Source organism: Pseudomonas sichuanensis (assembly GCF_003231305.1).
Lineage (GTDB): Bacteria > Pseudomonadota > Gammaproteobacteria > Pseudomonadales > Pseudomonadaceae > Aquipseudomonas > Aquipseudomonas sichuanensis.
Genome location: NZ_QKVM01000051.1, coordinates 20,895 through 46,787 on the forward strand (window position 1 = coordinate 20,895; position 25,893 = coordinate 46,787).

The 25,893-nt window shown below is 64.7% G+C and carries 27 protein-coding genes and 1 tRNA gene; 10 read left to right on the forward strand and 18 right to left on the reverse strand.

Annotated features, from left to right (window positions below; all coding sequences use genetic code 11):
• Positions 1–14 precede the first annotated feature (14 nt).
• The 4 genes from DM373_RS22735 to DM373_RS22750 all read right to left on the reverse strand — a co-directional run bounded on the left by DM373_RS22735 (position 15) and on the right by DM373_RS22750 (position 4,436).
• Positions 15–1,421 carry an ABC transporter substrate-binding protein gene (locus DM373_RS22735; RefSeq protein WP_110995719.1) on the reverse strand — a complete coding sequence of 469 codons (1,407 nt, stop codon included), beginning with the start codon at positions 1,419–1,421 and terminating at the stop codon, positions 15–17.
• A gap of 124 nt (positions 1,422–1,545) precedes the next feature.
• Positions 1,546–1,791 (reverse strand): 4Fe-4S dicluster domain-containing protein, encoded by a 246-nt coding sequence (locus DM373_RS22740; RefSeq protein WP_008096634.1) that lies wholly within the window; start codon positions 1,789–1,791, stop codon positions 1,546–1,548.
• Between the two features lie 174 nt (positions 1,792–1,965).
• Positions 1,966–3,690, reverse strand: a complete 1,725-nt coding sequence (locus tag DM373_RS22745) for a fumarate reductase/succinate dehydrogenase flavoprotein subunit (protein WP_110995720.1) — start codon at positions 3,688–3,690, stop codon at positions 1,966–1,968.
• Positions 3,687–4,436 carry a GntR family transcriptional regulator gene (locus DM373_RS22750; protein WP_110995721.1) on the reverse strand — a complete coding sequence of 250 codons (750 nt, stop codon included), beginning with the start codon at positions 4,434–4,436 and terminating at the stop codon, positions 3,687–3,689. Before DM373_RS22750 ends, DM373_RS22745 begins: the two co-directional genes overlap by 4 nt.
• 209 nt (positions 4,437–4,645) lie before the next feature.
• On the opposite strand from DM373_RS22750, the gene DM373_RS22755 reads away from it, so the two are divergent.
• The 5 genes from DM373_RS22755 to DM373_RS22775 all read left to right on the forward strand — a co-directional run bounded on the left by DM373_RS22755 (position 4,646) and on the right by DM373_RS22775 (position 8,305).
• Positions 4,646–4,722 (forward strand) — tRNA-Arg (locus DM373_RS22755).
• 215 nt (positions 4,723–4,937) lie between these two features.
• Complete coding sequence (locus DM373_RS22760; protein WP_110995722.1) at positions 4,938–6,668, forward strand: dipeptidase; 1,731 nt, start codon at positions 4,938–4,940, stop codon at positions 6,666–6,668.
• Positions 6,669–7,019: 351 nt separating this feature from the next.
• Positions 7,020–7,211, forward strand: coding sequence for a hypothetical protein (locus DM373_RS29310; RefSeq protein WP_244215120.1), 192 nt, complete (start codon positions 7,020–7,022; stop codon positions 7,209–7,211).
• 21 nt (positions 7,212–7,232) lie between these two features.
• On the forward strand, positions 7,233–7,694 hold the full coding sequence (locus DM373_RS22770) for a DUF805 domain-containing protein (protein WP_167409856.1): 462 nt from the start codon (positions 7,233–7,235) through the stop codon (positions 7,692–7,694).
• Between the two features lie 173 nt (positions 7,695–7,867).
• Positions 7,868–8,305, forward strand: a complete 438-nt coding sequence (locus DM373_RS22775) for a CBS domain-containing protein (protein WP_110995724.1) — start codon at positions 7,868–7,870, stop codon at positions 8,303–8,305.
• Positions 8,306–8,318: 13 nt separating this feature from the next.
• Here DM373_RS22775 and DM373_RS22780 read toward each other — a convergent pair whose 3' ends face one another.
• The 3 genes from DM373_RS22780 to DM373_RS22790 all read right to left on the reverse strand — a co-directional run bounded on the left by DM373_RS22780 (position 8,319) and on the right by DM373_RS22790 (position 9,789).
• Positions 8,319–8,957: an NADH:ubiquinone oxidoreductase subunit N gene (locus DM373_RS22780; RefSeq protein ID WP_110995725.1), complete on the reverse strand. Its 639-nt coding sequence runs from the start codon at positions 8,955–8,957 to the stop codon at positions 8,319–8,321.
• Between the two features lie 70 nt (positions 8,958–9,027).
• Complete coding sequence (locus DM373_RS22785; RefSeq protein ID WP_110995726.1) at positions 9,028–9,270, reverse strand: DUF2789 domain-containing protein; 243 nt, start codon at positions 9,268–9,270, stop codon at positions 9,028–9,030.
• A gap of 60 nt (positions 9,271–9,330) precedes the next feature.
• Entirely contained in the window at positions 9,331–9,789 is a 459-nt protein-coding gene (locus DM373_RS22790; RefSeq protein WP_110995727.1) for an aminoacyl-tRNA deacylase, read from the reverse strand.
• Between the two features lie 96 nt (positions 9,790–9,885).
• Here DM373_RS22790 and DM373_RS22795 point away from each other — a divergent pair, with 96 nt between their 5' ends.
• The gene (locus DM373_RS22795) at positions 9,886–11,226 is read left to right on the forward strand and encodes an NfeD family protein (RefSeq protein ID WP_110995728.1); all 1,341 of its coding nucleotides are present in this window, start codon (positions 9,886–9,888) and stop codon (positions 11,224–11,226) included.
• A 2-nt stretch (positions 11,227–11,228) separates the two neighbouring features.
• Positions 11,229–11,981: a slipin family protein gene (locus DM373_RS22800; protein WP_110995729.1), complete on the forward strand. Its 753-nt coding sequence runs from the start codon at positions 11,229–11,231 to the stop codon at positions 11,979–11,981.
• A 108-nt stretch (positions 11,982–12,089) separates the two neighbouring features.
• Here the strand turns inward: DM373_RS22800 and DM373_RS22805 are convergent, their stop codons facing one another.
• From DM373_RS22805 to DM373_RS22815, 3 genes are all read right to left on the reverse strand, one after another.
• The gene (locus tag DM373_RS22805) at positions 12,090–12,722 is read right to left on the reverse strand and encodes a LysE family transporter (RefSeq protein WP_110995730.1); all 633 of its coding nucleotides are present in this window, start codon (positions 12,720–12,722) and stop codon (positions 12,090–12,092) included.
• Positions 12,723–12,924: 202 nt separating this feature from the next.
• Positions 12,925–13,512 carry a mechanosensitive ion channel family protein gene (locus DM373_RS22810; RefSeq protein WP_110995731.1) on the reverse strand — a complete coding sequence of 196 codons (588 nt, stop codon included), beginning with the start codon at positions 13,510–13,512 and terminating at the stop codon, positions 12,925–12,927.
• Positions 13,512–15,422, reverse strand: a complete 1,911-nt coding sequence (locus tag DM373_RS22815) for an ATP-binding cassette domain-containing protein (protein WP_110995732.1) — start codon at positions 15,420–15,422, stop codon at positions 13,512–13,514. The genes DM373_RS22810 and DM373_RS22815 overlap by 1 nt, the downstream gene beginning before the upstream one ends.
• A 50-nt stretch (positions 15,423–15,472) precedes the next feature.
• Between DM373_RS22815 and DM373_RS22820 the strand changes: the two genes are divergently transcribed.
• Positions 15,473–15,952 (forward strand): TIGR02444 family protein, encoded by a 480-nt coding sequence (locus DM373_RS22820; protein WP_110995733.1) that lies wholly within the window; start codon positions 15,473–15,475, stop codon positions 15,950–15,952.
• On the opposite strand, the gene DM373_RS22825 is transcribed toward DM373_RS22820, so the two are convergent.
• Complete coding sequence (locus DM373_RS22825; protein ID WP_110995734.1) at positions 15,928–16,932, reverse strand: AlgP family protein; 1,005 nt, start codon at positions 16,930–16,932, stop codon at positions 15,928–15,930. The two genes, DM373_RS22820 and DM373_RS22825, sit on opposite strands and share 25 nt — an antisense overlap.
• 224 nt (positions 16,933–17,156) lie before the next feature.
• Between DM373_RS22825 and DM373_RS22830 the strand changes: the two genes are divergently transcribed.
• Positions 17,157–17,816 carry an FKBP-type peptidyl-prolyl cis-trans isomerase gene (locus DM373_RS22830; RefSeq protein ID WP_110995735.1) on the forward strand — a complete coding sequence of 220 codons (660 nt, stop codon included), beginning with the start codon at positions 17,157–17,159 and terminating at the stop codon, positions 17,814–17,816.
• A 1-nt stretch (position 17,817) separates the two neighbouring features.
• On the opposite strand, the gene rsd is transcribed toward DM373_RS22830, so the two are convergent.
• From rsd to DM373_RS22865, 7 genes are all read right to left on the reverse strand, one after another.
• On the reverse strand, positions 17,818–18,288 hold the full coding sequence (gene rsd / locus DM373_RS22835) for a sigma D regulator (protein ID WP_110995736.1): 471 nt from the start codon (positions 18,286–18,288) through the stop codon (positions 17,818–17,820).
• 231 nt (positions 18,289–18,519) lie between these two features.
• Positions 18,520–19,026 (reverse strand): disulfide bond formation protein B, encoded by a 507-nt coding sequence (locus tag DM373_RS22840; RefSeq protein WP_110995737.1) that lies wholly within the window; start codon positions 19,024–19,026, stop codon positions 18,520–18,522.
• 219 nt (positions 19,027–19,245) lie between these two features.
• Complete coding sequence (locus DM373_RS22845; protein WP_110995738.1) at positions 19,246–20,484, reverse strand: heme biosynthesis HemY N-terminal domain-containing protein; 1,239 nt, start codon at positions 20,482–20,484, stop codon at positions 19,246–19,248.
• Positions 20,481–21,578: a uroporphyrinogen-III C-methyltransferase gene (locus DM373_RS22850; protein WP_110995739.1), complete on the reverse strand. Its 1,098-nt coding sequence runs from the start codon at positions 21,576–21,578 to the stop codon at positions 20,481–20,483. The genes DM373_RS22845 and DM373_RS22850 overlap by 4 nt, the downstream gene beginning before the upstream one ends.
• Positions 21,579–21,622: 44 nt before the next feature.
• Positions 21,623–22,390, reverse strand: a complete 768-nt coding sequence (locus DM373_RS22855) for a uroporphyrinogen-III synthase (RefSeq protein WP_110995740.1) — start codon at positions 22,388–22,390, stop codon at positions 21,623–21,625.
• Positions 22,387–23,328, reverse strand: a complete 942-nt coding sequence (gene hemC, locus DM373_RS22860; protein ID WP_110995741.1) for a hydroxymethylbilane synthase — start codon at positions 23,326–23,328, stop codon at positions 22,387–22,389. Before hemC ends, DM373_RS22855 begins: the two co-directional genes overlap by 4 nt.
• 111 nt (positions 23,329–23,439) lie before the next feature.
• Positions 23,440–24,183, reverse strand: coding sequence for a LytR/AlgR family response regulator transcription factor (locus DM373_RS22865; protein WP_110995742.1), 744 nt, complete (start codon positions 24,181–24,183; stop codon positions 23,440–23,442).
• Between the two features lie 298 nt (positions 24,184–24,481).
• Between DM373_RS22865 and argH the strand changes: the two genes are divergently transcribed.
• On the forward strand, positions 24,482–25,876 hold the full coding sequence (argH, locus tag DM373_RS22870; RefSeq protein WP_110995743.1) for an argininosuccinate lyase: 1,395 nt from the start codon (positions 24,482–24,484) through the stop codon (positions 25,874–25,876).
• Positions 25,877–25,893 lie beyond the last annotated feature (17 nt).

Here is a 25,893-nt window from a genome sequence, read left to right on the forward strand (position 1 = left end):
GCGGCGGCTCCCGGTCAGCGCTGGGCAAGCAGCTTCTGGTTGGCATGGACGAAGTCCAGCGCCTCGCCGCCATGGGCCCTGGCGTACTGCTCGGCCTGGTCCTTGAGCAGGAAGGCCGCCAGTTGGCCCTGGCCGTTGCGCACGAACCAGGCCTGGTTGGCCAGCAGCTTGATGCCGCTGTCGGCGGCCTGGGCGTAGATCGCGCGGATGTCCTTGCCCTCCTGCTCCAGCTGGGCCAGGGCGGTGAGCGCGGCCTCCGGGGAGGCGTAATGGCGCACCTTGTCCTCGCCGCGCACCCAGATCTGCGCCAGGCGGCTGAAGTCGGTAATGGCTTTGCCGGTCGCGGCATCAACGGCCTTGAGTGGCAGCGGGTCGTAGTTTTTCAGCGCCTTGTCGTAGTCCTGCCCGGCCTGTTTGTAGGCGCTGCGGATGTACTGGTCGTCGATGAATTGCGCGGTATCCAGACCGCGGTCGGTCTTCTTCAGCAGCTTGAGGGTGTCGATGGAGGTGGCCACGGCCTGGCGGTACTCGGGCTTCCAGGTGAGGTCGCGGGTCTGCAGGCCGAGCGGGCCGTGGAACAGGTAGTTCACCTCGGCCTCGATGCCGGTGACCTTTTCGATCAGCTCGCTGTACTTCTCGGGCTCGGCGGCGAGCAGGCGGTCGGCTTCGAGGCTGGCACGCAGGTAGGCGGTGACCACTTCCGGGTACTTTTTCGCGTAGTCGGCGTCCACCAGCGCGCCGTGGAAGGTCGGCGCGTTGGCCTGGGCGCCGTCGTAGATCTTGCGGGCGAAGCCGCGGTTGGGGAACAGCTCGGCGAAGGGCACGAAGTCGGCATGGGCCTCGATGCGGTTGCTGCGCAGGGCGGAACCGGCGATCTCCGGGGCCTGGGCAATGATCTTCACGTCCTTCTGCGGGTCCCAGCCTTGGGCGGCGACCGCGCGCAGCAGCATGCCGTGGGCAGTGGAGGCGAACGGCACGGAAATGGTCTTGCCCTTGAGTTCGGCCAGCGACTGCACGCTGGAGGCGGCCGGCACCACGATGCCGTTGCCGCTGCCGTGCACGCTGCCGGACAGCACGCTGATGAACAGGCTGCGCTTGCCGGCGTCGAGGTGGGCGACGCCGTTGAACGAGCCGGGGAAGTCGGCCATGGCGCCGAAGTCGAGCTTGCCGGCGACCATCTCGTTGGTCAGCGGCGCGCCGCTGGTGAAGTTCTTCCACTCGACCTGGTACTGAGCGTCCTTGTACTTGCCGTCATGGGGCAGGTATTTGTCGAGCAGGCCCAGCTCGCGGATCAACAGGCCGCCGGTGGCGCAGTTGATGGTGGTGTCCTGGGTGCCGATGGCGATACGGATGGTTTCGGCGCTGGCGTTCAGGCCGGTGATTGCCAGCGCAAGGCCGGCCACGGTTGCTACAAGGCGCATGGGTATTCCCCTCGAATCGTTCTAGGTATTTGAGTCGTCTCCGCCGCCCGGCATGGGTGGTGGGAAACGAGGGGCATTGCAGGTGGGCGTCCGGTGGTTCGGCCGGATGGCGGGTGGTTCGGGTTCAGCGCAGCAGGTACGGGATATCGACCTTCACCGCGCCGGTGGGGCAGTCCTTCTCGCAGGGCATGCAGTACCAGCATTCGTCGAAGGCCATGTAGGCCTTCTGCGTGGCCGGGTTGATGGCCAGAAGGTCCATGGGGCAGACCTCGACGCAGACCGTGCAGCCTTTTTCGGCGATGCATTTGTCTTCGTCGATGGTCACCGGGGCGCTGCTGCGAAAGAAGATTTCCTGGGGTTGATAGGCCATTTTCACGGGGTCCTTGGGGCCTTCTTGGGCGCCCTTTATCTAAAGGCTTGCAGATTTCCCTGTGGGAGCGGGTTTACCCGCGAACACCGGCGAAGCCGGTGCCATGCACCGTGTTGGATTCTTCGCGGTGGTCCGGCACTCCGGTAAACCCGCTCCCACAGGGTTCGGTGTTGCCTATGCGGCATCGGCCTTTACACGCAGCCGGTCGTACGCGGTCTGTTCCTCGGCATCCAGCGGGATCAGGTACGGCTCCACCGCTTTCTTGAAGCTGGTCATCTCACCGTCCTCGCCCTTCTTCAGATGGCAATGCACGAACCACTCGCCATCATTGCGCTCGGGGAAATCGACTCGGTGGTGGTACAGCCCCCAGCGGCTCTCCTTGCGAAACAGCGAGGCCCGCGCGGCCATCTCGGCGCAGTCGCGGATTACCGAAACCTCCATGGCACGCATCAGCTCATGGGGGTTGTTGGCCTTCATCTGCTCAAGGTCGCGTTCGATTTCGGCGAAGCGCGCCAGGCCGATTTCCATCTTCTTGGTCACCTTGGGCGGCTGCAGGTAGTCGTTGACCATGTGTCGCAGCTTGTACTCGACCTGGGCCGGCGGCAGGCCGTGCTCACGCTGCAAGGGTGCGAACACCCGCGCCTGTTCGCGTTCGACCTGCTGCGCGTCAACCTCGGCGAACTCTCGCCCGGCCACGTACTGCGCGGCATTCACCCCGGCGAACCAGCCATAGGTGAAAGCGCCGAGCATGTAGTTGTGCGGTACCGCGGCCATGTCGCCGGCGGCGTACAAGCCCTTGACGCTGGTCTCGGCCTTTTCGTTGACCCACACCCCCGAGGCCGAATGCCCGGAGCAGAAGCCGATCTCGGAGATGTGCATCTCGACCATGTGCTGGCGGTAGTCGGTGCCGCGCCCGGCGTGGAACTGGCCACGGCTGGGGCGTTCGTTGCTGTGCAGGATCTCTTCGATGTTCTGGATGGTCTCCTCGGCCAGGTGGTCAAGCTTGAGAAACACCGGGCCGTTGCCGCCTTCGAGTTCCTGGTGGAACTCCCACATCATCTGCCCGCTCCAGTAGTCGCACTCGATGAAGCGCTCGCCCTTGCTGTTGGCGGTGTAGCCGCCCAAGGGGCCGGTGACGTAGGCGCAGGCCGGGCCGTTGTAGTCCTTGATCAGCGGGTTGATCTGGAAACATTCCAGGTTGGCCAGCTCCGCCCCTGCGTGGTAGGCCATGGCATAGCCGTCACCAGCATTGGTGGGGTTTTCGTAAGTACCCATCAGGTAGCCCGACGACGGCAGGCCCAGGCGCCCGGCGGCGCCGCAGGCGAGCACAACCGCCTTGGCGCGGATCACCCGGAACTCGCCGCTGCGGCAGTCGAAACCGAGCACCCCGGCGGCGGCGCCTGCAGCATCGAGCAGCACGCGGGTGCACACCATGCGGTTGCTGATTTCCACCCGGGCGCGCTTGAGCTGGCGGTACAGCACCTTCTTGATGTCGTGGCCCTCGGGCATGGGCAGCACATAAGCGCCCATGTGGTGGACCTTCTTCACCGCGTAGTCGCCGGTTTCGTCCTTCTCGAACTTCACGCCCCAGCGGTCGAGCTGCTCGATGGTCTCGAAGCTCTTGGTGGCGTAGGCATGCACCGCCGCCTGGTTGACGATGCCGTCGTTGGCGACGGTGATTTCCTTGGTGTACTGCTCGGGCGTGGCATGCCCGGGGATGATGGCGTTGTTCAGGCCGTCCATGCCCATGCTGATGGCGCCGCTGCGCTTGACGTTGGCCTTGTCCAGCAACAGCACGCGCAGGGTCTTGTCCTGCTCCTTGGCCTTGATCGCGGCCATGGGCCCGGCGGTGCCGCCACCGATGACGACGATGTCGTAGTCCTGGGGCTGAATGCTCATGCCTTGCCCCCCTTCTGGCGGTCGATGCGCAGGCGGTACTGGAACGCGTCGCCGCGGTAATAGAGGTGTTCGAAGTCCAGCGGGGCGCCGTCGGCGGTGTGGGTGAGGCGCTCGATACGCATGATCGGCGCGCCCTCTTCCACGCCCAGCGCCTGGGTCAGGTCGCTGTCGGCGAGCACCGCGTCGATGGCCAGGTCGGCATGGCCGAGGGCGAGGCCGCAGTCGTTCTCCAGCAACAGGAAGATGTCGCGGGTGACCAGGTCGGCCTTCTCCAGCTTCTCGCCGACGTTGTGCGGCAGCCAGGTGATTTCCAGCGACACCGGCTCGCGGTTGATCAGGCGCACCCGACGGATCTCGGTGACCAGGCTGCCTTCCTCGACCTGCAGCCGCTGCGCCACCAGCGCACTGGCCGGTACATGGCGGAAACTGCGCAGGCGGTTGAGCACTTCGTAGCCCATCTGTGTCATCGACTCGGCCAGGCCCTGCAGGGTGCTGACGTTCTGGAACGCCTTGGGCTTGGCGACGAAGGTGCCCTTGCCATGGATCTTGAAGATCAGCCCTTCCTTCTGCAGGTCGCCCAGGGCCTGGCGCACGGTGATGCGGCTGACGTCGAAGGCCTTGCCCAGCTCGCTTTCCGAGGGCATGCGGCTGTGCGGTGGGTAGCTGCCGTCGAGGATGCGCTCGCGCAGCAGTTCCTTGAGCTGGGTGTAGAGCGGTACGGGAGAAAGCGGGAGCAGTTCGGCCATGGTCTTCTCTGTCGGCTGACTTGTTATAACAAGTTGTAACCAGAAGATAGCGGGCATAACAGCGCCGTGAGAAATACCAAGATTGCATATGGATAGATCAGGTTCCCAGCGTGAGAGCGGGCTTGCCCCGCGCTCGGGCTCCCTGGAAAAACACCCTCATATCAAGGCGATGGACGTCACCTGCACAGATGGGTATCATGCGGCCCGTTGCACTCGTAGCTCAGCTGGATAGAGTACTGCCCTCCGAAGGCAGGGGTCGTGGGTTCGAATCCCGCCGAGTGCGCCATGAATTTCACGCTGTCAGCGGCACCCCTGTATCACTGACAGCGCGCCAAAAGCCCCGCCCGGTTCACACCGGCGGGGCTTTTTTGTGCCTGCCGATTTGCGACTGAGTGCACATTGCCACCTCTCCCCCGCAGGCAGTCATTGGTGTTAGCGTGGGCATCTTCCGTTTGCGTAAACGGACACACTCCCCTCACTTGCAAAGGAATGCGCACGACCATGCCATTTACCAAGCTCTGCGCCACATCGCTGCTGCTGGCCAGCGTGGCCATGTTCTCGATCCCGGCCCAGGCCAACCTGTCCCAGCAACAGTCCGCCGCCATCATCAAGGCCTACGACGGCAGCGACCCGGCCGACTTCAAGCAGTTCCTCGGCAAGCTGGCCGGCAGTGACCTTGCCAAGGCCGACAAGCTCGACGAAACCCTCAAGCAGTACCTGGCCGGCAAGCCGCTGGCAGCCGAGCAACAGGACGAGATCAACCGCCTGCTGGGCCTGTACACGCGCATCAAGTACGGCAAGGCCGCCACCGAAACCCTGCGTGAGCTGGTGGAGATCCCGACCTATCGCAAAGAGGGAGTGGAGCAGCACGAGAACCCCGAGTTCCTCAAGATCGCCGATAAGATCAAGTCCCTGGCCGAGGGCTTCGGCCTGACCTTCCGCAACATCGACAACCGTGTCTACGAGATCTCCCTCGGCGAAGGCAAGGAAGTCATCGGCATCCACGCCCACGCCGACGTGGTACCGGTCACCCCGGCCAACTGGAAGCTGGCCGACGGCACCAAGCTCGACCCGTTCAAGGTCACCCTGGTGGGCGATCGCATGTACGGTCGCGGCACCGAGGACGACAAGAACGGCATCGTCGTCGCGCTCTATGCGCTGAAAGTGGCCAAGGATGAGAAGCTGCCGCTGGCTCGCCAGTTCAAGCTGCTGGTGGACACCACCGAGGAAACCACCGGCGACGCCATCCCCTACTACTTCGAGCGCAACGCCACGCCCGACTACAACCTGGCACTGGACGGCGGCTACCCGGTGGTGATCGCCGAGAAAGGCTACGGCACGGTCATGGCCACCTTCGCCAAGCGTGCCGGCAGCGGCAAGGGCGCCGAGGTGGTGAACCTGACCGGTGGCCTGGCCACCAACCAGATCCCCGGCAACTCGGTGGCGACCCTGATCGGCGACAAGCCGGCCGAGCTGGCCAAGGCCCTGAACAAGGCCGGTGCTGCTTTCGTCAAACACAACGGTGGCAACTTCAGCATCGACGCCAAGGTCGACGGCAAGCAGGTGCTGCTGACCGTGACCGGCGTGTCGGCCCACTCCTCCGAGCCCGAGTCGGGGGTCAACCCGGTGGCGCGCATGCTGGTGTTCCTCAACGGCCTGGGCAAACAGGTGCCGCTCAAGCACAACCACATCACCGACGCCGCCCGCTACGCCGCCGACAACTGGGGCCTGGACTACCTGGGCAACAAGCTCGGCGTGGGCTTCAAGGACGCGTTCATGGGCCCGCTGACCACCTCGCTGACCTTCGTCGGCCTGGATGACAAGGCGCTGAAGCTGGCGGTGAACCTGCGCATCCCCAAAGGCAAGGCGCTGGACACGCTCAAGGGCGAGATTTCCGGCAAGCTCGACAGCTGGACGGCCAAGAGCAAGACCGCTGTGGCGTTCGACTACAGCCTGGACGAGCCGATGTACCGCAACCCGCAGGGCGAATGGGTCAAGGCCCTGCTTGCGGTGGCCAGCGAGAACCTGGGCATGAAGCACGAGTTCGGCACCTCTGCCGGCGCCACCTCGGTGCATGACCTGCCCAACGGCGTGCAGTTCGGCCTGGCCATGCCGGACGTGAAGTACACCGGGCACAACGACAACGAGTTCAAGACCGTGGAGCAGTTCATGCTCGATCTGCAGATCGTCAGCGAGATGGTGGCGCGGATCGGGCAGATGCCGAAGCTCTGAGCCTCGAACTTGCAACCGGAAGGCGCCTGCGGGCGCCTTTTTCGTTGCTGCAGGACGGGCGCGAATTTTTTGACGCCACTATTTCGCCACCCATGAAATATATAGTAATCTCTGCGCCGGCCACCCGGACGGGTGACACGGTATGCGAACAGGGATGCGTTCGGCGAACGCCACAAAAGGATTTGCGATAGCAATGGTTATTGCCGCAGCTGTGCCAGGCAGATGCACAAAACGGCACCTGCCTGGCCCCAATGCAGTGCTCAACAGCACGCAACGTCCTCCACGAGACCTGAGCGCGGCGAATCGCCGTGGATGGGTATCGTTTCCCTGATGCTTGGCATTCTGTGTGCCATGACCCTGTTCGATGATTCCGCCCGGGAGGGCGAAACCCTCCTGGGGCCAGGCTTGTTCGCAAGCTCAAGCCTGATCCTCGGTGTCGTCGGCATCAACCAGAACAAACCCGGCAACGGCTTGGCGAGCGCCGGCGTTGTCACGGCAAGCATCTGGCTGCTGCGCCTGGTCGGCCTGAAATCCGCAAGCTAATCCAAATGTGAGGGAAAACAAATGAGCATGGTGTTCTGCCGAGGCTGCGCCAAACAGATCCATCAATCGGCCTTGAGCTGCCCAGGCTGCGGCGCAACCCAGGCCGCCACTGCCACCAACGGTGGCTTCGCAGGTAGCGTCGGAGTGAGCAACGGCATTCCCTATCTCGAAGTCCTGAAGAAGTACGCAGTGTTCAAAGGCCGTGCACGCCGCAAGGAATACTGGATGTTCGTGCTGTTCAACTTGCTGATCACGATCGCCATCGGCTACCTCGATAACGTGCTCGGCACCAAACCGCTGCTGAGCCTGGTGTACACCCTGGCGGTCATGATCCCGGGCATTGCCGTTGCTGTGCGCCGAATGCATGACAGCAATCACAGCGGCTGGTGGCTGCTGGTGCCGATCGCTGGCCTGGTATTCCTGTTCAAGGACGGCACTCCTGGCAACAACCGCTTCGGCCCGAGCCCCAAAGGCCTGGTCTGAGTGCAGCCTGCGCAGGAATGACAAGGCGGCCTTCGGGCCGCCTTTTTTCATGCGCCTGCAACCATGACGTTTTTCAATCGTCTCGATGCCGTTTCCTGCATTACCGTGCAGAGCGCCGTACCGGATGCTTTATTTACTCCGACACAGCGCTTTTTCCACCCGCCGAGGCCCGTATGAAGAACGTCGAACAAATCCTCAAGACCAAGTCCCAGCATCAGACCGTCTACACCATCGGCCCTGATGACTCGGTACTGGATGCCTTGAAAATGCTGGCGGAGAAAAACGTCGGCGCACTGCCTGTGGTGGAAGACAACCGGGTGGTGGGGATCGTCAGCGAGCGCGACTATGCTCGCAAGCTGGTGCTCAAAGGGCGCTCTTCGGCCGCCACTCCGGTGCGTGAAATCATGAGCGCGCCAGTGGTCACTGTAGGGCCGAAGGAAAAGCTTGATTACTGCATGCAACTGATGACCGATCGCCACCTGCGCCACCTGCCGGTAGTGGATGGCAGCGCGCTGTTGGGGCTGCTGTCGATCGGCGACTTGGTGAAGGAAACCATCGCCGAGCAGGCCAACCTGATCCAGCAACTGGAGCAGTACATCCGCGGCGAATGACCCTCGCTAGTGACTAGTGATAGGCGCGCTCCAGCTCGTCCAGCTGATGGTCGAAGCTGCGCAGGCGCGCCGACCAGGTGTAAATCAGCACTTCCAGATCGCGATTGAGCACGGCGGTATTGCCGCCATCCCGTATCGGCGCGTCACACAGGTCCAGCTGATAGCGCTCACGGGCCATGGCCGTGGCCACGCTGGACAGGTCGCGGGCATTGGCCAGCCAGTGATGGTGGTGATCGTGGATTTCCCGGTCGAGCTCACGGCACTGCAATTTGAGGGCGTCGAGGCTCTGCTCCAGTGGCGTGCCCTTGAGTTCGCCCATGACTTCTTCGAAGGTCCGCCCGGAATGCCAGTAGCTGCCCCAGAAATAGCGGTCGAACACGGTTTCGACCCGGCGCAGGGCGACCTTGGTGTTCCAGATGGTCAGCAACGTTCGGCCCTGGGCGACTTCGCGCTTGTTCAGGTGCAGGTATTCCCAGGCGATCCATGCCAGCCCGCACAAGGCAACCGCCGCGGTGATGGCGGCGGCGGCATACAGGAACTGCACGGCCTGGTTCATCTGCTGGGTGTGCCGGATACCGTAGAAGTAACCGGCGGTCAGGGTGCCCAGGATCGTCACGGTGCACCAGAAACCCGGTGCGTAGGGATCTTTCATCGCGCCATCCCCTTGTTGTTTTCCTGAGCATAGCAACGGCCCCGTCACCCATCAGGTGCCGCTCGGCGCTTTATTTACGGGGGCGACGCAAGGCTTCATTGAGCTGATCGAACAGCTCTGCCCAGTCGGCATCCTCATTGATGCTGTCCCTCAGGAAGCCTCGCTGGGCGTCGTTCCAGAAGGGTGCGTCGACCAGCTTCACATCACCCTTGAGGGGCGAGTGGCTGGTGATGAACTGGTCGATACCGACAGGGTCGTCGGGCAGGCCCAGTTGCTTGAACAGTTCGGAAAACTTGTGGATCGGCGCTTCCATGGTTCACTCCTTGGGCCGGGCCGATCGTCCACGACGCCAGCCCGGCGTTGGTTGCGAGCATCAGCTCAGTTCGCGCACTTCAGCGTGCGGCACCAGTTTCAAGTATTGCTCCATGCTCATGTGAATCAGGTGATCGTGGTCACCCGCCTCAAGATAGACATCGCCTTGGCGGGTAAGGCTCGAATCGAGCAGCATTTTCATGCCATAGGCATCTCCCAGTGCCGGCACGGCGCCACGTTCGCAATCACCGAACAGCATCGGTAGCGCACTTTCACGGGTCAGTTGCCAGGCGCCGGTCATCCGCACCTCGGTCATGTCCAGATGCCGGTTGGCCGGCAGCACGGCCATGATGTAGTTGCCATGGCGGTCATCGAGCATGACCGACTTGGCGACCCGTTCAGCAGGGACGCCTGCCGTCCGGGCTGACTCAAGGCTGGTGGCCGAGTGTGGGTGGGGAACAATGTCGTAGTCGCAGTTGGCCTGGTCCAGGCGCTGCTGAAGGGTCTTGGCCATACGCATGATGCACCTCCGGTTTCGCCCCCACCTTCAAGTTTAGGCCGCAGGCAAGCGGCCACAGCTAAACTTCAATTACAGGCCCCCATGAGGTGACGACAGGTGATCGCTCACGGCTGGCGCGTGTTGCTGTTGCTGTTGCTGCTCGGCTTTGCCCCGGGTGGGCAAGCCGCGCCCGGGGGGAGCGTGTGGCTGCTGAGCATCGACGACGCCATCGGCCCGGCCAGCGCCGACTACCTGCTGCGCGGGCTGCAACAGGCACAGGCGCAGGGCGCGCAATTGCTGGTGATCCGCCTCGACACCCCCGGCGGGCTCGACAGCGCCATGCGCCAGATCAACAAGGCCATCCTTGCCAGCCCCGTGCCGGTGGCCACCTACGTTGCCCCCAGCGGTGCCCGGGCGGCCAGCGCCGGCACCTACATCCTGTACGCCAGCCATATCGCGGCCATGGCCCCCGGCACCAACCTGGGCGCCGCCACGCCGGTGCAGATCGGCATGCCGGGGAGCCCCGAGAAGGCCGCCGACAACAACGAAGACACCCTCGCCCGTAAACAGGTCAACGACGCCGCCGCCTACATCCGTGGCCTGGCCCAGCTGCGCGGGCGCAATGCCGACTGGGCGGAAAAGGCCGTGCGCGAGGCGGTCAGCCTGTCGGCCAGCGAGGCCCTGCGCCTGAAAGTGATCGACCAGGTGGCCAGCGACCTGCCGGAACTGCTGCGCCAGCTCGATGGCCAGAGCCTGGTTGCCGCCGGCCAGACCATACAACTGAGAACCGTCGGAGCCACTGTGGTCGAGCACCTGCCGGACTGGCGCACGCGCCTGCTGGCAGTGATCACCAACCCCAGCGTGGCGCTGATCCTGATCATGATCGGGGTGTACGGCCTGCTGTTCGAGTTCATCAACCCCGGCACCGGGGTCGGCGGCGTGGTCGGCGGCATCTGCCTGCTGCTGGCGCTGTATGCGCTGCAGCTGCTGCCGGTGAGCCATGCCGGCGTGGCACTGATCCTGCTCGGGCTGGCGTTCATGGTCGCCGAGGCGTTCCTGCCCAGCTTCGGCGTGGTCGGTTTCGGCGGCATCGTCGCGTTCATTGCCGGCGCCGTCATCCTGATGGACACCGACGCCCCCGGCTTCGGCATCCCGCTGGCGCTGATCGCAAGCCTCGCCGTGCTCTCGGCATTGCTGCTCGGCGGCGTGCTGGGCATGGCGATCAAGGCACGCCGCAGAGCCCTGGTCAGTGGTGACGCCGGGCTGGTGGGCAGCCTGGTCACGGTGACCTTCGTGCAGGCGGACAACCCGTTCCACGGCTCGGTACAGGCCCAGGGCGAACAATGGCAGGCGCAGTGCGCCACGCCACTGCAACCCGGCCAGCATGTGCGGGTGACCGCACGCAACGGCGTGATGCTGGAAGTCAGCGCCACCGCGCCAACGGCGCCAGGAGAGTGACGATGTTCATGCAATTCGGTTTCGGCACACTGGTCGTGCTGGTGGCGCTACTGCTGCTGTCGGCGCTGCGCATCCTGCGCGAATACGAGCGCGGCGTGGTGTTCCAGCTTGGGCGCTTCTGGCAGGTCAAAGGCCCGGGGCTGATCATCCTGATCCCGGGGATCCAGCAGATGGTGCGGGTCGACCTGCGCACGGTGGTGCTCGACGTGCCGCCACAGGACGTGATCACCCGCGACAACGTCTCGGTCAAGGTCAACGCGGTGCTGTACTTCCGTGTGCTCGACCCACAGAAGGCGATCATCCAGGTCGAGGACTTTCTCGCGGCCACCAGCCAGCTGGCCCAGACCACCCTGCGCGCGGTGCTTGGCAAGCACGAGCTGGACGAACTGCTGGCCGAGCGCGAACAGCTCAACGGCGACATCCGCGAAGTGCTCGACGCCCAGACCGATGCCTGGGGCATCAAGGTGGCCAACGTCGAGATCAAGCATGTCGACCTGAACGAATCGATGATCCGCGCCATCGCCCGCCAGGCAGAAGCCGAACGCGAGCGACGGGCCAAGGTGATCCACGCGGAGGGTGAGCTGCAGGCCTCGGAGAAGCTGATGCAGGCGGCGCAGATGCTGGGCAAGGAACCCGGGGCGATGCAGCTGCGCTACATGCAGACGCTGGGCTCCATCGCCGGGGACAAGAGCTCGACCATCGTGTTTCCACTGCCGCTGGATCTGCTCAAGGGATTGGTGGACAAACCCAAATAGCGTTGCGGCATTCGCGGGTAAACCCGCTCCCACAGGTGCACCACTGACCTGGAGAGTAGTGGTGCACCTGTGGGAGCGGGTTTACCCGCGAATATTCAGCACTATCGATCAGATTGGCGCGCGGCGCAGGGTGGCGAGGAAGGTCGCCGCGCCGATGAACAAGCCGGCGAAGGTGCGGTTCATGCGCTTTTGCTGCTTGGGCGTACGCAGCAGGCGCAGCACCCGCGAAGCCAGCCCGGTATAGCCGGCCATCACCAGCAGGTCGACGCTGATCATGGTCACGGTGATCGCCAGGTACTGCGCCAGCAGCGGTGCATGGGGGTCGATGAACTGCGGCAGCACCGCGAGCATGAACACCAGCGCCTTGGGGTTGCTGACGTTGACCAGAAAGCCGCGGAACACCAGGCTCAGCGGCTTGCCGATTGGCCGCACGCCGGACTCGTCGCTCATGTCCATCGGCAGTGCACGCCATTGTTTGTAAGCGAGGAAAACCAGGTAGGCGACACCGAACCACTTGATGAGCTGGAAGGCGGTGGCCGAGGCGGCGAGGACGGCGCCGACACCGGCGGCGATGATGGCGATCTGCAGGATCAGGCCCAATTGCAGGCCCAGGGCGTTCCAATAGCCACGCCAAAAACCGTACTGCAGGCCGCTGGACATCGAGGCAATGGCCCCGGCACCCGGCGACAGACTGATGACCCAGCACGCGGCAAAGAAGGCCAACCAGGTTTCCATCGACATCACACACCTCGCTCGAACGTTTGTTACAAAACGTTAAGCTACGGTTTTGGCGAAAAAATAACCAGCAGTTTTTCTGCTTGAAACGATCGCGGGGCAAGCCCGCTCCCACGCCATCTGTTGAACACCCATCCACTCTTTGCGCGGCAGTCCATGATTGGCGTGGGAGCGGGCTTGCCCCGCGATTGCAACGAGCAAAACCCTGTCAGTCGCTCTCGACAGGTGCCTCTTGCAGTGCCACCGAAGCCTCAGCCCCCCGCCAGCGCCGCACAGCCTTCTGGAAGAACTGGCTGTTCGGCACCTGCACCAGCGCCCCGCCCGCCTCGGGGGTTTCCATCAGCGTGGTGTAGAGCAGGTTGATGGCGATCACTCGGCCCTTCACCCCTGGCTTGTCGGTGGTGTCGACCAGCTCGACCACATCGCCGATGCGAAATGGCCCGACGGTGAAGATCAGCACCGCGCACAGCAGGTTGGAAAGCACGCTCCAGATGGCGAAGAAGGCCACGGCCGCCACCGCGACAAAGCCCGACAAGGCCGTCCACAGCACCGTGGCGGACACGCCCATGCGCTCCAACACGAACAGCAAGCCGCTGCCCATGATCAGCCAGCGCAGGGCACCGCGCACCGGCACCATCAGCTCGTGCGGCAAGGGGTAGCGTTCGCCCAGGCTCTTCAGCCCACGGGCGACCATGCGCTGCAGGATGAACGCAACGATCAGGATCAGCAGGATCTGCAACCCCAGCCAGAACGTGTCCATCCATTGCCCTGGCAGCAAGGAGCGCAGTTCCTCCATCAGGACAGCGCCTCGAGCTCGGACTGCATGCTTTCCAGGGTTTCCAGCGCCTCCATCCAGGCCTCTTCCAGCTCGCCTTCGCGTTGCTTGAGCTTGGTCTGGCGGGCCAGCAGGTCGCGCAGCTCATCCTTGCGCGCGGCTTCGTACAGCCCGCTGTCGCCTAGCGCGGTCTCGATTTCTGCCAGCTGCGCATGCACCTGGTTGAGCTCGGCTTCGAGCTTGTCGGCGGCCTTCTTGTGCGGCGCCAGCTGCTGACGCAGGGCGGCAGCGGCCTGGCGCTGAGCCTTCTTGTCAGTCTTGTCCGGGTTGACCGGTGCAGTGCTGACAGGTGCGTTGCGCTGACGGTACTCGACCAGCCAGCGGCTGTAGTCGTCGAGGTCGCCGTCGAAGGTGTCGACCTTACCGTCGGCCACCAGCAGGAAGTCGTCGGTGGTGCTCTTGAGCAGGTGACGGTCGTGGGAGACCACCACCACGGCACCTTCGAACTCCTGCAGGGCCATCGTCAGGGCCAGGCGCATCTCGAGGTCGAGGTGGTTGGTAGGTTCGTCGAGCAGCAGCAGGTTGGGCCGTTCCCAGGCAATCAGTGCCAGGGCCAGGCGGGCCTTCTCGCCGCCGGAGAAGTTGACCACCGGCTCGTCGACGCGGTTGCCGTGGAAGTCGAAACCACCGAGGAAGTCGCGCAGCGTCTGCTCACGCTCAGCGGGCGCGATGCGCTGCAGGTGCAGCAGCGGGCTGGCCTTGTCGTCCAGCGAATCGAGCTGGTGCTGGGCGAAGTAGCCGACGGCGAGGTTCTCGCCGCGCACCAGGCGACCGGCCAAGGGCTGCAGCTCACCGGCAAGGTTCTTGATCAGCGTCGACTTGCCCGCGCCGTTGGGGCCGAGCAGGCCGATGCGCGCGCCTGGCACCAGCTGCAACTTGACCTTCTCGAGGATGGCCTTGTCGCCATAGCCCAGGCGGGCTTCGGACAGGTCGAGCAACGGGCTGGAGATTTTCTCCGACTCGCGGAAGACGAAGTCGAACGGCGAATCGACATGCGCCGCCGTCAACTCTTCCATGCGCTCCAGGGCCTTGATCCGGCTCTGCGCCTGGCGGGCCTTGGTGGCCTGGGCCTTGAAGCGGGCAATGTACTTTTCCATGTGCGCGCGCTGCGCCTGCTGCTTCTCGTAGGCCTGCTGCTGTTGCGCCAGGCGTTCGGCGCGGGTGCGCTCGAAGGCGCTGTAGCCGCCCTTGTAGAGATTGAGCTTGCGCTGCTCGACGTGCAGCACATGGTCGACCACGGCGTCGAGGAAGTCGCGGTCGTGGGAGATCAGCAACAGCGTGCCCGGGTAGCCTTTGAGCCAGTCTTCCAGCCACAGGATGGCATCAAGGTCGAGGTGGTTGGTCGGTTCGTCGAGCAGCAGCAGGTCGGACGGGCACATCAATGCCTGGGCCAGGTTCAGGCGCATCCGCCAGCCACCGGAGAAGTCACCGACGCGGCGGTCCATCTGCTCGTTGGTGAAACCAAGGCCGGCCAGCAGCTTGCGCGCACGGGCGTCGGCCGTGTAGCCGTCGGCGCTGTCCAGCTCACTGTGCAGGCGTGCCAGCGCGGTACCGTCGTGCGCCTGTTCGGCAGCCGCCAGTTCGGCCTGGACCTTGCGCAGGCGCACGTCGCCATCGAGCACATAGTCCACGGCGATGCGCTCGAGGGTATCGACTTCCTGGCGCATGTGGGCGATGCGCCAGTCGCCGGGCAGCAGGCAGTCGCCGCCATCGGGCGACAGCTCACCGCGCAGCAAGGCGAACAGGCTGGATTTGCCGGCGCCGTTGGCGCCGATCAGGCCGGCCTTGTGACCGGTGTGCAAGGTCATCTCGGCGCCTTCTAGCAGGCGCTGCGGACCACGCTGTAAAGTGAGGTTGGATAGTCTGATCATGATGGTCGCGGAGTCTACCAGCTTCGCTGACCACTGGCGCGAGTGAAACCATGCACACCGACCTGTGGAATCATGCCCTGGCGCTGTATGCGCGGCCGGGCGTCGAAGCAGCCTGCCTGACCTTGCAGGAACTGGGCGGCGATGTCTGCCTGCTGCTTTGCGGTACCTGGCTGCAGGCTCAGGCCGTGGCCGTTGACGAAACACGCATCCAGGCGCTGCAGGCCGTGGCCGGCCCCTGGCAGCGGGAAGTGGTCATGCCGCTGCGGGCACTGCGACGGCAATGGCGCGAACACGCACAGGCCGACCCGCAACTGGCCGTGCTGCGCGATCAAGTGAAGGCGCTGGAGTTACAGGCTGAACGCACGCTGCTGGAGCGTTTGGCGCTGGTGGTGCAGGCGTGGCCTGCTGTAGCTGGCGACAGCGAAGGATGGTTGGACCGGCTTGCACCAACCCAGGCCCGCGACCACGACGCGCTGCAACAGCTGCGCGTCGCGGCCCGGGAGCTTCAGGAGGCCGTGGACGGCGACTGAGCTGGGGTGCTGGCAGGTGCTGCTGGTGTAGCCGGGCTGGCCGCTGCGGCAGGTGCTGCGTTGCCGGCAGGCGCTGCTGGCTTGCTGGCGACAGGTTTGGCGGCAGCGGGCTTGGCGGCAGGTTTGGCTGGCGCCTTGGTCACTGCAGGCTTGGCGGCGGCAGGTTTCGCGGCCGGCTTGGCGGCGACAGCTTTGACCGGGGCCTTGGCAGCAGCAGGTTTGGCGGCCGGCTTGGCAGCGGCAGCTTTGGCCGGGGCCTTGGCAGCAGCAGGTTTGGCGGCCGGCTTGGCAGCGGCGGCTTTAGCCGGGGCTTTGGCAGCAGCAGGTTTGGCGGCCGGTTTGGCAGCGGCAGTTTTGGCCGGAGCTTTGGCAGCAGCAGGTTTGGCGGCTGGCTTGGCGGCGGCAGTTTTGGCTGGGGCCTTGGCAGCAGCAGGTTTGGCGGCCGGCTTGGCAGCGGCAGCTTTGGCCGGGGCTTTGGAAGCAGCAGGTTTGGCGGCTGGCTTGGCAGCGGCGGCTTTAGCCGGGGCTTTTGCTGCTGCAGGCTTGGTGGCCGGCTTGGCAGCAGCTTTCGGTGCCGCCGCGCGCAGGTCGAGGGCCTTGGCCGCCGCTTCGCGCACCTTGCCGACACCCTGGGCAAGTTTCAGGCTTTCCTGGGCATCACGCTTGAGTTGCTGAATATAAGTACGGGTCTGGGTCTGGCGATCCTTGAGCGACTCGAGCAGGCTTTCAAGTTCACCAGCGGCTTTCTGTGCCTTGCCTTGTGCCTTGGCTTTGCCGGCCTTGGCGGCGTCCTGCAACTTCAGGCGGGCACCGTGCAGTTTTTCCTGTGCCTTGCCGCGTTGTTTTTCCAACTTGGCCAACAGTTTCTCGGCATCCGCCAGCGCTTGAGAGCAGGCATCTTCCAGATGTTCGAGCAGGCTGCCCGAAAGTTGCTGAAGCAGGTGCAATGGCGTACTGACTGGCTTCTTTTTAGCCGACATGATTTACCTCCTGGCTGACGAGAGTGCGGCTCATACTATGCTTCTGCTGCTACCGCCGCTAGGGCATGTTGACAGTATCGGTAGCGCCGCGTTGCATGCCTGGGCAAAGTTGTTGTCTTGCAGCAAAAAACAAGTGTAGTTGGTCATTATTGTATTGCGGACATTTACACATGTTCCGCCAACAAGGCTGGCATACTTCGCCCTCACTGCAGCAGGACTCGACCATGCCACGTTATCTGATGCTCGGCTTGTGCCTGGCGGCCCCGCTTGCGCTGGCCGCCCCCGAAAGTAATACCGACAATGACCTGGCCTACAGCATCGGCGCCAGCCTGGGCGAACGGCTGCGCCAGGAAGTGCCGGGCCTGCAACTCGATGCGCTGGTCGAAGGCTTGCGCCAGGCCTATCAGGGCGAACCGCCACGGGTGGCCAAATCACGCATGCAGGCACTTCTGCAACAGCACGATGAACAGGCCAACGCGGCTGCCGAACAGGCCCGGGTGGACACGCTGCTGGCAGCAGAAAAACGCTTCATGGCCGCAGAACGTGCCCGTGCAGGTGTACACGCATTGCCCGAGGGCATCCTCTACAGCGAGCTGGCCAGCGGCGCCGGCGCACAGCCCAAAGCCAGCGGCAGCGTGCAGGTGCGGTATGTGGGCAAGCTGCCGGATGGCACAGTGTTCGACCAGAGCGAGAAACCGCAGTGGTTCAAGCTCGGCTCGGTGATCGAGGGCTGGCAGGTGGCACTGCCAAGAATGAAGGCGGGGTCTAAATGGCGGCTGGTGATCCCTTCGGCGCAAGCCTATGGCGCCGAAGGTGCGGGCGACCTGATCGCGCCCTACACCCCCCTGGTGTTCGAGATCGAACTGCTGGCCGTGGCCGACTGAGTCAGGCCTGCACCGCGTCCTCGGCCTTGTGCGCGTTGTGCAGCACTTCGATCAGGCAGTCTTCCAGCTCGAAACGTTCGTGCAAGAGGCTGCCCAGCTTGCCGAGCTTCTCGGCGAAACGCTCGGGGTCGGTGCATTCGCCCTTGTCGCAATGGTCATTGAAAGCCAGGGCAATCTGGGTGCTTTCATCGATGCGGGGGTTGATCTGCGTGGCAAGCTCCAGGCCGCGGGTGTCGCCAAAGGCCTTGGCTTCACTGACCAGCTGCTCGCTGACTTCGAAGTGCCAGGCTGACACGTAATCGACCAGCACCCCGCAGAAATCGCGGTTCTGGTCCTTGTCGGCAAAGGCCGGCTTGGCATCGCGCAATGCGCGGAAGGCTTGCACCAATTCCTGGCGCTCCTCCAGCCAACGATCGATCAGCTTGTGAACACCGCCCCAGCGTTCCTGGGCGTTCTGGCAACTATCGAGCATGGCGATCTCTTCCCTTCTGGGTAGATGCCGCTGCACCTCGCGACACAAGTGCGTGGCACAAAGGTGACATCAGCAGGACGGCATCGGGCAGTTGTGATTTCGGTATCCGTGCTGGGAGATTATTCCCGTGCGACTTGGCCTTCAAGGTACGCAGCACACAAAGTTCATACAAGCGTTTAATCCCTTTCCCACACACCGTTGGTCGAGCAACACCTTGCGCGTTGCGCTGGATCAACTTGCCGCGCGCTGGCGCAGCCGGTACGCCAGTAGCCACGACAGCGGCAGCGCGGCGAGCAACAGGAATGCCAGCAGGCTCCACTCCGGCAAGGTCAGGTCGAGGAAGCTCCAACTGATGGATACGCAATCCGGGCTACCGAGCAACAGCAACCTGGCGATTTCGCCAATCGGCCGCTGCATCAGATGCGTCACCGGCAGTTGGCAATCCACCACCGGCAGCGGCTCGCTTTGCAACCAGACATGCCGCCCGGCCAGCAGCGCGCCGCCTAACGCGCACAGCAGCGTCAGCCACGCATAACCGCGCAGGCCGCGTACCCCCGGCAAATGGATGACTGCCACCAGGCTGATCAGCGCGTACAACCCGAGCATCAGGCGCTGGCTGAAGCACAGGGCGCAGGGTACCAGGCCAACGACGGACTCCAGGCGAAACGACGCCACGAGCACGGCAAACGAAGCCAGGAAAGCGGGAAGGAACAAGCTGCGCAAGCAGGCCAGCGACATGGGCAATGGATGTCCGCGAAAGGAAAAAGTGACTTGAAACGGTAGAGGAAAGGGGCGCTTTGTATCAAGGCGCTACAGCGCGGACAAGTCGCTGATTGGCAACGAATCAATGCTGCGGAAGGTAGGAATAATCCGGCGACTGACGAAGAAAAATCGCTTAACCACATGAAGATGTGAACCACCCGCCAAGCCCGCACAGCGTACGGGCTTGGCAAGCGGTCAGGCCTGAACGCCCTCAGGCAGCGGCAGGGCCAGCAGGCGCTCGTCGAGCAGCCCCAAGCCCTCCTGGAACAACTGGTTGCTGCGCTCGGTTTCGCCCAGCCCGGCCAGCAGCCGCGCCAGTTCGGCGCAGGTTTCCGGGTTGCGCTGCAACCGCAGGCTGCTTTCCAGGTAATCACGGGCCTTGCCCCACAAACGGTTTTGCAAGCTCAGCCGGCCGAGGGTCAGCAGCAGGCTAGGATCCTGCGAATGGTCTTTCAACCAGCCCTCGGCAGCCTGCAGCTGACGCGCCGGGTCATCGCCGCGCACCAAGCCATAAAGGCGCGCCAGGTGGCTTTCGTAATTGCGCTTGAGCGCGCCGTGCAACACCTGCTCGGCCTCGCCCTGGGCACCCAGTTGGCGCAACTGCTCGGCGTAGGCCAGCACCAGCCCTGGCTCCTGGCGCTGCGCCGCGGTGAGCTGCTGCCAGGCGCGCTCCAACGCCTGGCGCGCGGTCTGTGGGTCGGTGCCACGGGCCACCGCCAGGCCAAGGTTCTGGCCCCAGGCGCGACGCTCAAGCTCGGCCAGCTCGTTGGCTGGCAGCACCTTGTGCTTGCGCAGGTCGGGCAGCAGACGGATCAGCGCCGGCCAGTCATCGCGCTCCAGGTGCAGGCGCTGCAGCAGGCGCAATACCTGGGCGTTGTTCGGGTGACGCTCCTGCATGGCCTGCAGCGCTTCGAGTGCACCCTCGCTTTCACCACGGTCCATCTGCAACTGGGCATGGGTGAGGGCAATGGCCAGCTCGGCCTGGGGCTGACGCTCCAGCGCACGCTCGAGCAGGTTGTCGCGGTCTTCGACACGGCCCTGCTCGTTGGCGGCGCGGGCGGCGCCAAGATAGTAAAGCAGGGGTTGCCGTTCGGATTCGGCGGCGCGCTGCAGATGGCGCTGGGCGCTGCTCCAGCGGCCTTCGGCCAGGTCCAGCTGGCCTTGCTCGATGGCGATCCGGGTACGGCGGCCACGGTTGCGCCGCGACCAGGGGTTGACCACGCCACTGGAGGTCAGCACCAGCCCGACCAGGTAGCGCAGCACCAACAGCAATACAACGATGCCGACCAGCGCCCCCAGTGCCGCCCACAGCCCCGACTGATAGCGGAAGCCGCCGTAGGCGATCAGCACGTAGCCGCTGTGCTTGGCGATGGCGATGCCCAGCGCCGCGGCGACCACGATCGCCAGCACCGCCAGCAGGTAGACGCGCTTCATGGCTTGGCCCCTTCAGCTTCGGCCGGCAGGTGGCGACGCTGGATGTAGGCCTGCACGGCGGCCAGGCTTTCGCTGAGGTCTGGGGTCACCACCGACACCGGTTGCTCGGCCAGCTGGTTGAGGCTGTCGAGCATGGCTTTGCTTTGCGGGTTGTCCGGGTTGAAGTTGGCCAGCAGCACGCTGCGCGCATCGTCCAGCGCCTGGGTGTAGACCTTGGCCTCGCCGTTGAGCGCGGCCCACTGGGCCTGCTCGATGGTCAGGCTGAGCGCCAGGCGCAGTTGGTTGAGCGACTGCCCGGAAAGCAGCGGGCGCACGTTGTCGTCGGCGTTGAACTCGATCTGGAAGTACTTGGAGAGCTCCGCCCACCACTGCGACCAGCGGCTGGCGCCGTCACCGTCGGCGGTGAGCGCGCCCATGGCATCGGCCTGGCTCTCGAATTCCGGCGACTGGGCACTGAGCTGCTGCACCTGTTCACGCTGGGCGGCGAGCTTGAGGAACAGCCCGGTGCGGTCTGGCTGCTGGGTGCTGTTGAGCGTGGCCAGGCTGCGCGCCAGTTGTTCGCGGGCGGCGAAGGCGCCCGGGTCGCTCTGCTCGCGGAGGATCTCGTCGGCGCCCTCGACCAGCGCCTTGGCGCTGGCGATGTCCTGCAGTGCCGAAAGGCGCAGCGTGGCCAGGCGCAGCAAGTGCTCGGCCTCGGCCAGGCGCCATTCCTTGCGGCTTTCGCCGAGCGCGGTTTCAAGGCGCTGGCTCAGCCGCTGCTGGTCGCCCTGCAGTTGCGCCACCAGCCGCCGACGGTCCTCCAGCTCGCTGGCTGCGGGCAGGCTGGCCAGTTGCGTGGTGAGCTGCTGCTCGCGTTGCTGCAACGCATCGGCCCGCTGGTTGAGCGCTTGCAGATGCTCGCCCTGGCCCTGTTCGCTACTTTGCAACTGGCGCACCTGCCAGGCACCCCAGCCGCCGATCGCGACCCCGGCGGCGCCCAGTAGCAGGGCCAGCACCGCCAGCCCGCTGCCAGAGCGTCCAGCCGGTGCGGTAGTGGTTTGCGGCGCCTCGGGCACCGAGTTCTGTTCAGTGTGGGGCAAGACCGTTTCGCTCACGTATCCATCCTTTGCATGGCGGCGCATCGCTCAAGCTTAGCGCCTTAAGGGGCAGGTACAGCAGTTCGCTGCACGGCTGCCAGCAAGGCCGCGGCACTGGCGCCACGGCAATCCACAATCTGTTGGGCGCCCAACGCGCGGGCCTGTTCGGCGACCCGCGGGCTGGGCACGAACAAGGGCAGGCGTGAAAGCCGTGGCCAATCCGCACCCGCTATCTGTTGCAAGTGTTCCAGACCCTGCCCACTGCTGACCACCAGGCCATTGAGGCGTTCCCCATCGACCCGGCGCGCCAGCGTGCCCGCCGGATAATGCGGCAGGCAGCGGCGATACAGTTCCAGATAATCGACACTAGCACCTTGCTCTGCAAGACGCTCGGCCAGCAGTTCGCGACCTCCCACGCCGCGGACGATCAGGACACGGGGCTCAGGCCGCGCGATGGCCTCGCACAGGGCCGGCAGGCCGAGCAAGGCTTCGCTGTCATCACCGCTCGCCGGAAAGGTTACCCGCAGCCCGCAGCCCTGGAGGATCCGCGCCGTTGCCTCGCCCACCGTGAACCAGCCCTCGGGCGGTGGCGCGATGCCGGCCTGGTCGAGCTGGTCGAGCAGCAGGCGCGCAGCCGGCTTGCTCACCACGATGATCGCCTGCGCCTGGGCGATGCCGCGCAGGCGCTGAAGCTGCGCGGTGTCCGGCTCGATCGCTTCAATCACCAGCAACGGCAGGCTGGCACTGGCAATGCCCGCCTCGGCCAGTGACTGCGCCAGTGCCGCACAGTCCTCTTCAGGGCGGGTCAGCAGCAGGCGCCAGGGGCTCACGGGTGGCCGGCCTCGCCGTAGACTTCCTTGAGGATCGCCTCGGCGCCCTGGCCGAGCAGGTCCTCGGCCACCTGCACGCCGAGCGCCTCGGCATTGGCGCGCGGGGCGCGGGCATCGGCCACCAGCAGGGTGCCGCCGGATGGCTGGCCGACCAGGCCACGCAGCCACAACTGCTCGCCCTCGAGCACCGCGTAGCAGGCGATGGGCACCTGGCAACCACCGTTCAGGCGTTTGTTCAGGGCACGTTCGGCAACCACCCGGTCGGCGGTATCGACATGGTGCAGCGGCGCCAGCAGCGCATGGATCTCGCTGTCGGCGCTGCGGCATTCGATGCCCACCGCGCCCTGGCCACCGGCCGGCAGGCTGTCGTCGACGCTGATGGTGTCGGTGATGCGGTCCTCGAAGCCCAGGCGGATCAGGCCGGCGGCGGCGAGGATGATGGCGTCGTACTCGCCGGCGTCGAGCTTGGCCAGGCGGGTATTGACGTTGCCGCGCAGGAAGCGGATCTCGAGGTCGGGGCGGCGCGCCAGCAACTGGGCCTGGCGACGCAGGCTGGAGGTGCCGACGATGCTGCCGGCCGGCAGTGCTTCGAGGCTTTGGAAGGTATTGGAAACGAAGGCATCGCGCGGGTCTTCACGCTCGCAGATGCAATACAGGCCCAGGCCTTCGGGGAAGTCCATGGGCACATCCTTCATCGAATGCACGGCGATGTCGGCTTCGTTGTCGAGCAGGGCGGTTTCCAGCTCCTTGACGAACAGGCCCTTGCCGCCGATCTTCGCCAGCGGCGCATCGAGCAGCTTGTCGCCGCGGCTGACCATCGGCACCAGGGTGACCAGCAGGCCAGGGTGGGCCTGCTCCAGGCGGGCTTTTACGTATTCGGCCTGCCACAGGGCCAAGGCACTTTTACGGGTGGCAATGCGGATTTCGCGAGTGGACATGAAGCGCCCCGATGCAGAGAAATGCTGTCGATGATAACAGCTCTGCCGAAGGGCAAGCAGATGTGGGTCAACCGCGGGGCAAGCCCGCTCCCACGGGCCCGACCCGGCTTGTCAGAGTGCCTGCATCATCTTGCGCACACCGGCCACATGGCGCCGGCTGACGGTCAGCGCGTCACCGTCCAGGCCTTTGAGATAGAGCTGGAAATGCCCCAGCGGCGTGCGTTGCAGGCGTTCGATGCGCTCTCGGGCGACCAGGGCGTTGCGGTGGATACGCACGAAACGCTCGCCAAACTCGTCCTCCAGCGCCTTGAGCGGTTCATCGAGCAGAACTTCACCGGCCTCGTGGCGCAGGGTGACGTACTTGTGATCAGCGATGAAATAGATGACCTGCGGCAGGGGGATCAGCTCGATGCCCTTGCGCGTGCGGGCACTGATGTGGCTGCGTGGGCCGCCGGTTTCACCGGCAGGCCGGGTCAACGCCGCCAGTTGGGCACGATTGGGTTTTTCGGCGCGGCGCAACGCGTCGCGCAGGGCCTGGGGCTGGATCGGCTTGTCGACATGGCTGAGGGTGCTTTCCTTGAACGCCTGGCTGCCGTATTCATCATCGCCGGTGCAGAACACCACGGCAGGCGGCGCCTCGCGCTCGCACAGCCGCGCGGCGACCTGCAGGCCATCGAGGCCCGGCATGCCGATATCGAGCAACACCACGTCGGGCTTGAGGCTTTCGATCAATGCCAGGGCCTCATCGCCGTTGGTGGCGCTGGGCTCCATCACGGTGTAGCCCTCCAGCTCGCCGAGCAACCGGCTCAGGCGTTCGCGGGCTTGGGGTTCGTCATCAACGATCAGGACATTCATAATTGCGCTGGATTCCTGAGTGAGTCTCGCACGGGTATAGCGTAGACAGGTGTGGGGTGACTGGTAAGCGGTCACGCTACAGACCGGTGCGAAGGCCAAAGATTCACTGGCCTGGCAGATTCACCGCCAGTCCTTTGTCCAACTGTAGACGGTCCGTGGAACACTGCCGTTCATTCGTTGAATCTGCCATGCACCCTCTCTATCAGACGATTCTCTCGACCAGCGCCCCTGCGGTGGCGGGCGCAACCCTGCTATGATCGCGGCACTTTTTTCGTTCACGCCTTCAACGAGTGAATCCATGAGCACCGACAAGACCAATCAGTCCTGGGGCGGCCGCTTCAGTGAGCCCGTCGACGCCTTCGTCGCCCGTTTCACCGCCTCGGTCGATTTCGACAAGCGCCTGTACCGCCACGACATCATGGGTTCGATCGCCCACGCCACCATGCTGGCGCAGGTCGGCGTGCTCAGCGATGCCGAGCGCGACACCATCATCGATGGCCTGAAGACCATCCAGGGCGAGATCGAGGCCGGCAGTTTCGACTGGCGCGTCGACCTGGAAGACGTGCACATGAACATCGAAGCACGCCTGACCGACCGCATCGGCATCACCGGCAAGAAGCTGCACACCGGCCGTAGCCGCAACGACCAAGTGGCCACCGACATCCGCCTGTGGCTGCGCGACGAGATCGACCTGATCCTGGCCGAGATCACCCGCCTGCAGCAGGGCCTGCTGGAGCAGGCCGAGCGCGAAGCCGAGACCATCATGCCCGGCTTCACCCACCTGCAGACCGCCCAGCCGGTGACCTTCGGCCACCATCTGCTGGCCTGGTTCGAAATGCTCAGCCGCGACTACGAGCGCCTGGTCGATTGCCGCAAGCGCGCCAACCGCATGCCCCTGGGCAGCGCCGCGCTGGCCGGCACCACCTACCCGATCGACCGTGAACTGACCTGCAAGCTGCTGGGCTTCGAAGCCGTGGCCGGCAACTCGCTGGACGGCGTCTCGGACCGTGACTTCGCCATCGAATTCTGCGCTGCCGCCAGCATCGCGATGATGCACCTGTCGCGCTTCTCCGAAGAGCTGGTGCTGTGGACCAGCGCCCAGTTCCAGTTCATCGACCTGCCCGATCGCTTCTGCACCGGCAGCTCGATCATGCCGCAGAAGAAGAACCCGGACGTACCGGAGCTGGTGCGTGGCAAGAGCGGCCGTGTGTTCGGCGCCCTGACCGGCCTGCTGACCCTGATGAAAGGCCAGCCGCTGGCCTACAACAAGGACAACCAGGAAGATAAAGAGCCGCTGTTCGACGCCGCCGACACCCTGCGCGACTCGCTGCGCGCCTTTGCCGACATGATCCCGGCGATCAAGCCCAAGCACGCGATCATGCGTGAAGCGGCCCTGCGCGGCTTCTCCACCGCCACTGACCTGGCCGACTACCTGGTGCGCCGTGGCCTGCCGTTCCGCGATTGCCACGAGATCGTCGGCCATGCGGTCAAGTATGGCGTGGACACCGGCAAGGACCTGGCCGAGATGAGCCTGGACGAGCTGCGCCAGTTCAGCGACCAGATCGAGCAGGATGTGTTTGCCGTACTGACGCTGGAAGGCTCGGTCAATGCCCGTAACCACATCGGCGGTACCGCGCCGGCGCAGGTGCGTGCGGCCGTGGTGCGCGGCAAGGAACTGCTGGCTTCGCGTTAAGCGATCAGCCGTAGGAC

Bases quoted from the DNA above. Each gene is read 5' to 3' on its own strand.
- DM373_RS22810 (WP_110995731.1), bottom strand. From the start codon at position 13,512: ATGGAGGAACTGCGCTCCTTGCTGCCAGGGCAATGGATGGACACGTTC.
- DM373_RS22775 (WP_110995724.1), top strand. From the start codon at position 7,868: ATGAAGAACGTCGAACAAATCCTCAAGACCAAGTCCCAGCATCAGACC.
- DM373_RS29310 (WP_244215120.1), top strand. From the start codon at position 7,020: ATGACCCTGTTCGATGATTCCGCCCGGGAGGGCGAAACCCTCCTGGGG.
- DM373_RS22780 (WP_110995725.1), bottom strand. From the start codon at position 8,957: ATGAAAGATCCCTACGCACCGGGTTTCTGGTGCACCGTGACGATCCTG.
- DM373_RS22840 (WP_110995737.1), bottom strand. From the start codon at position 19,026: ATGTCGCTGGCCTGCTTGCGCAGCTTGTTCCTTCCCGCTTTCCTGGCT.
- DM373_RS22750 (WP_110995721.1), bottom strand. From the start codon at position 4,436: ATGGCCGAACTGCTCCCGCTTTCTCCCGTACCGCTCTACACCCAGCTC.
- DM373_RS22800 (WP_110995729.1), top strand. From the start codon at position 11,229: ATGTTCATGCAATTCGGTTTCGGCACACTGGTCGTGCTGGTGGCGCTA.
- DM373_RS22815 (WP_110995732.1), bottom strand. From the start codon at position 15,422: ATGATCAGACTATCCAACCTCACTTTACAGCGTGGTCCGCAGCGCCTG.
- DM373_RS22740 (WP_008096634.1), bottom strand. From the start codon at position 1,791: ATGGCCTATCAACCCCAGGAAATCTTCTTTCGCAGCAGCGCCCCGGTG.
- DM373_RS22830 (WP_110995735.1), top strand. From the start codon at position 17,157: ATGCCACGTTATCTGATGCTCGGCTTGTGCCTGGCGGCCCCGCTTGCG.
- DM373_RS22825 (WP_110995734.1), bottom strand. From the start codon at position 16,932: ATGTCGGCTAAAAAGAAGCCAGTCAGTACGCCATTGCACCTGCTTCAG.
- argH (WP_110995743.1), top strand. From the start codon at position 24,482: ATGAGCACCGACAAGACCAATCAGTCCTGGGGCGGCCGCTTCAGTGAG.
- DM373_RS22770 (WP_167409856.1), top strand. From the start codon at position 7,233: ATGAGCATGGTGTTCTGCCGAGGCTGCGCCAAACAGATCCATCAATCG.
- DM373_RS22820 (WP_110995733.1), top strand. From the start codon at position 15,473: ATGCACACCGACCTGTGGAATCATGCCCTGGCGCTGTATGCGCGGCCG.
- DM373_RS22805 (WP_110995730.1), bottom strand. From the start codon at position 12,722: ATGTCGATGGAAACCTGGTTGGCCTTCTTTGCCGCGTGCTGGGTCATC.
- hemC (WP_110995741.1), bottom strand. From the start codon at position 23,328: ATGTCCACTCGCGAAATCCGCATTGCCACCCGTAAAAGTGCCTTGGCC.
- rsd (WP_110995736.1), bottom strand. From the start codon at position 18,288: ATGCTCGATAGTTGCCAGAACGCCCAGGAACGCTGGGGCGGTGTTCAC.
- DM373_RS22735 (WP_110995719.1), bottom strand. From the start codon at position 1,421: ATGCGCCTTGTAGCAACCGTGGCCGGCCTTGCGCTGGCAATCACCGGC.
- DM373_RS22790 (WP_110995727.1), bottom strand. From the start codon at position 9,789: ATGCGTATGGCCAAGACCCTTCAGCAGCGCCTGGACCAGGCCAACTGC.
- DM373_RS22785 (WP_110995726.1), bottom strand. From the start codon at position 9,270: ATGGAAGCGCCGATCCACAAGTTTTCCGAACTGTTCAAGCAACTGGGC.
- DM373_RS22845 (WP_110995738.1), bottom strand. From the start codon at position 20,484: ATGAAGCGCGTCTACCTGCTGGCGGTGCTGGCGATCGTGGTCGCCGCG.
- DM373_RS22760 (WP_110995722.1), top strand. From the start codon at position 4,938: ATGCCATTTACCAAGCTCTGCGCCACATCGCTGCTGCTGGCCAGCGTG.
- DM373_RS22865 (WP_110995742.1), bottom strand. From the start codon at position 24,183: ATGAATGTCCTGATCGTTGATGACGAACCCCAAGCCCGCGAACGCCTG.
- DM373_RS22745 (WP_110995720.1), bottom strand. From the start codon at position 3,690: ATGAGCATTCAGCCCCAGGACTACGACATCGTCGTCATCGGTGGCGGC.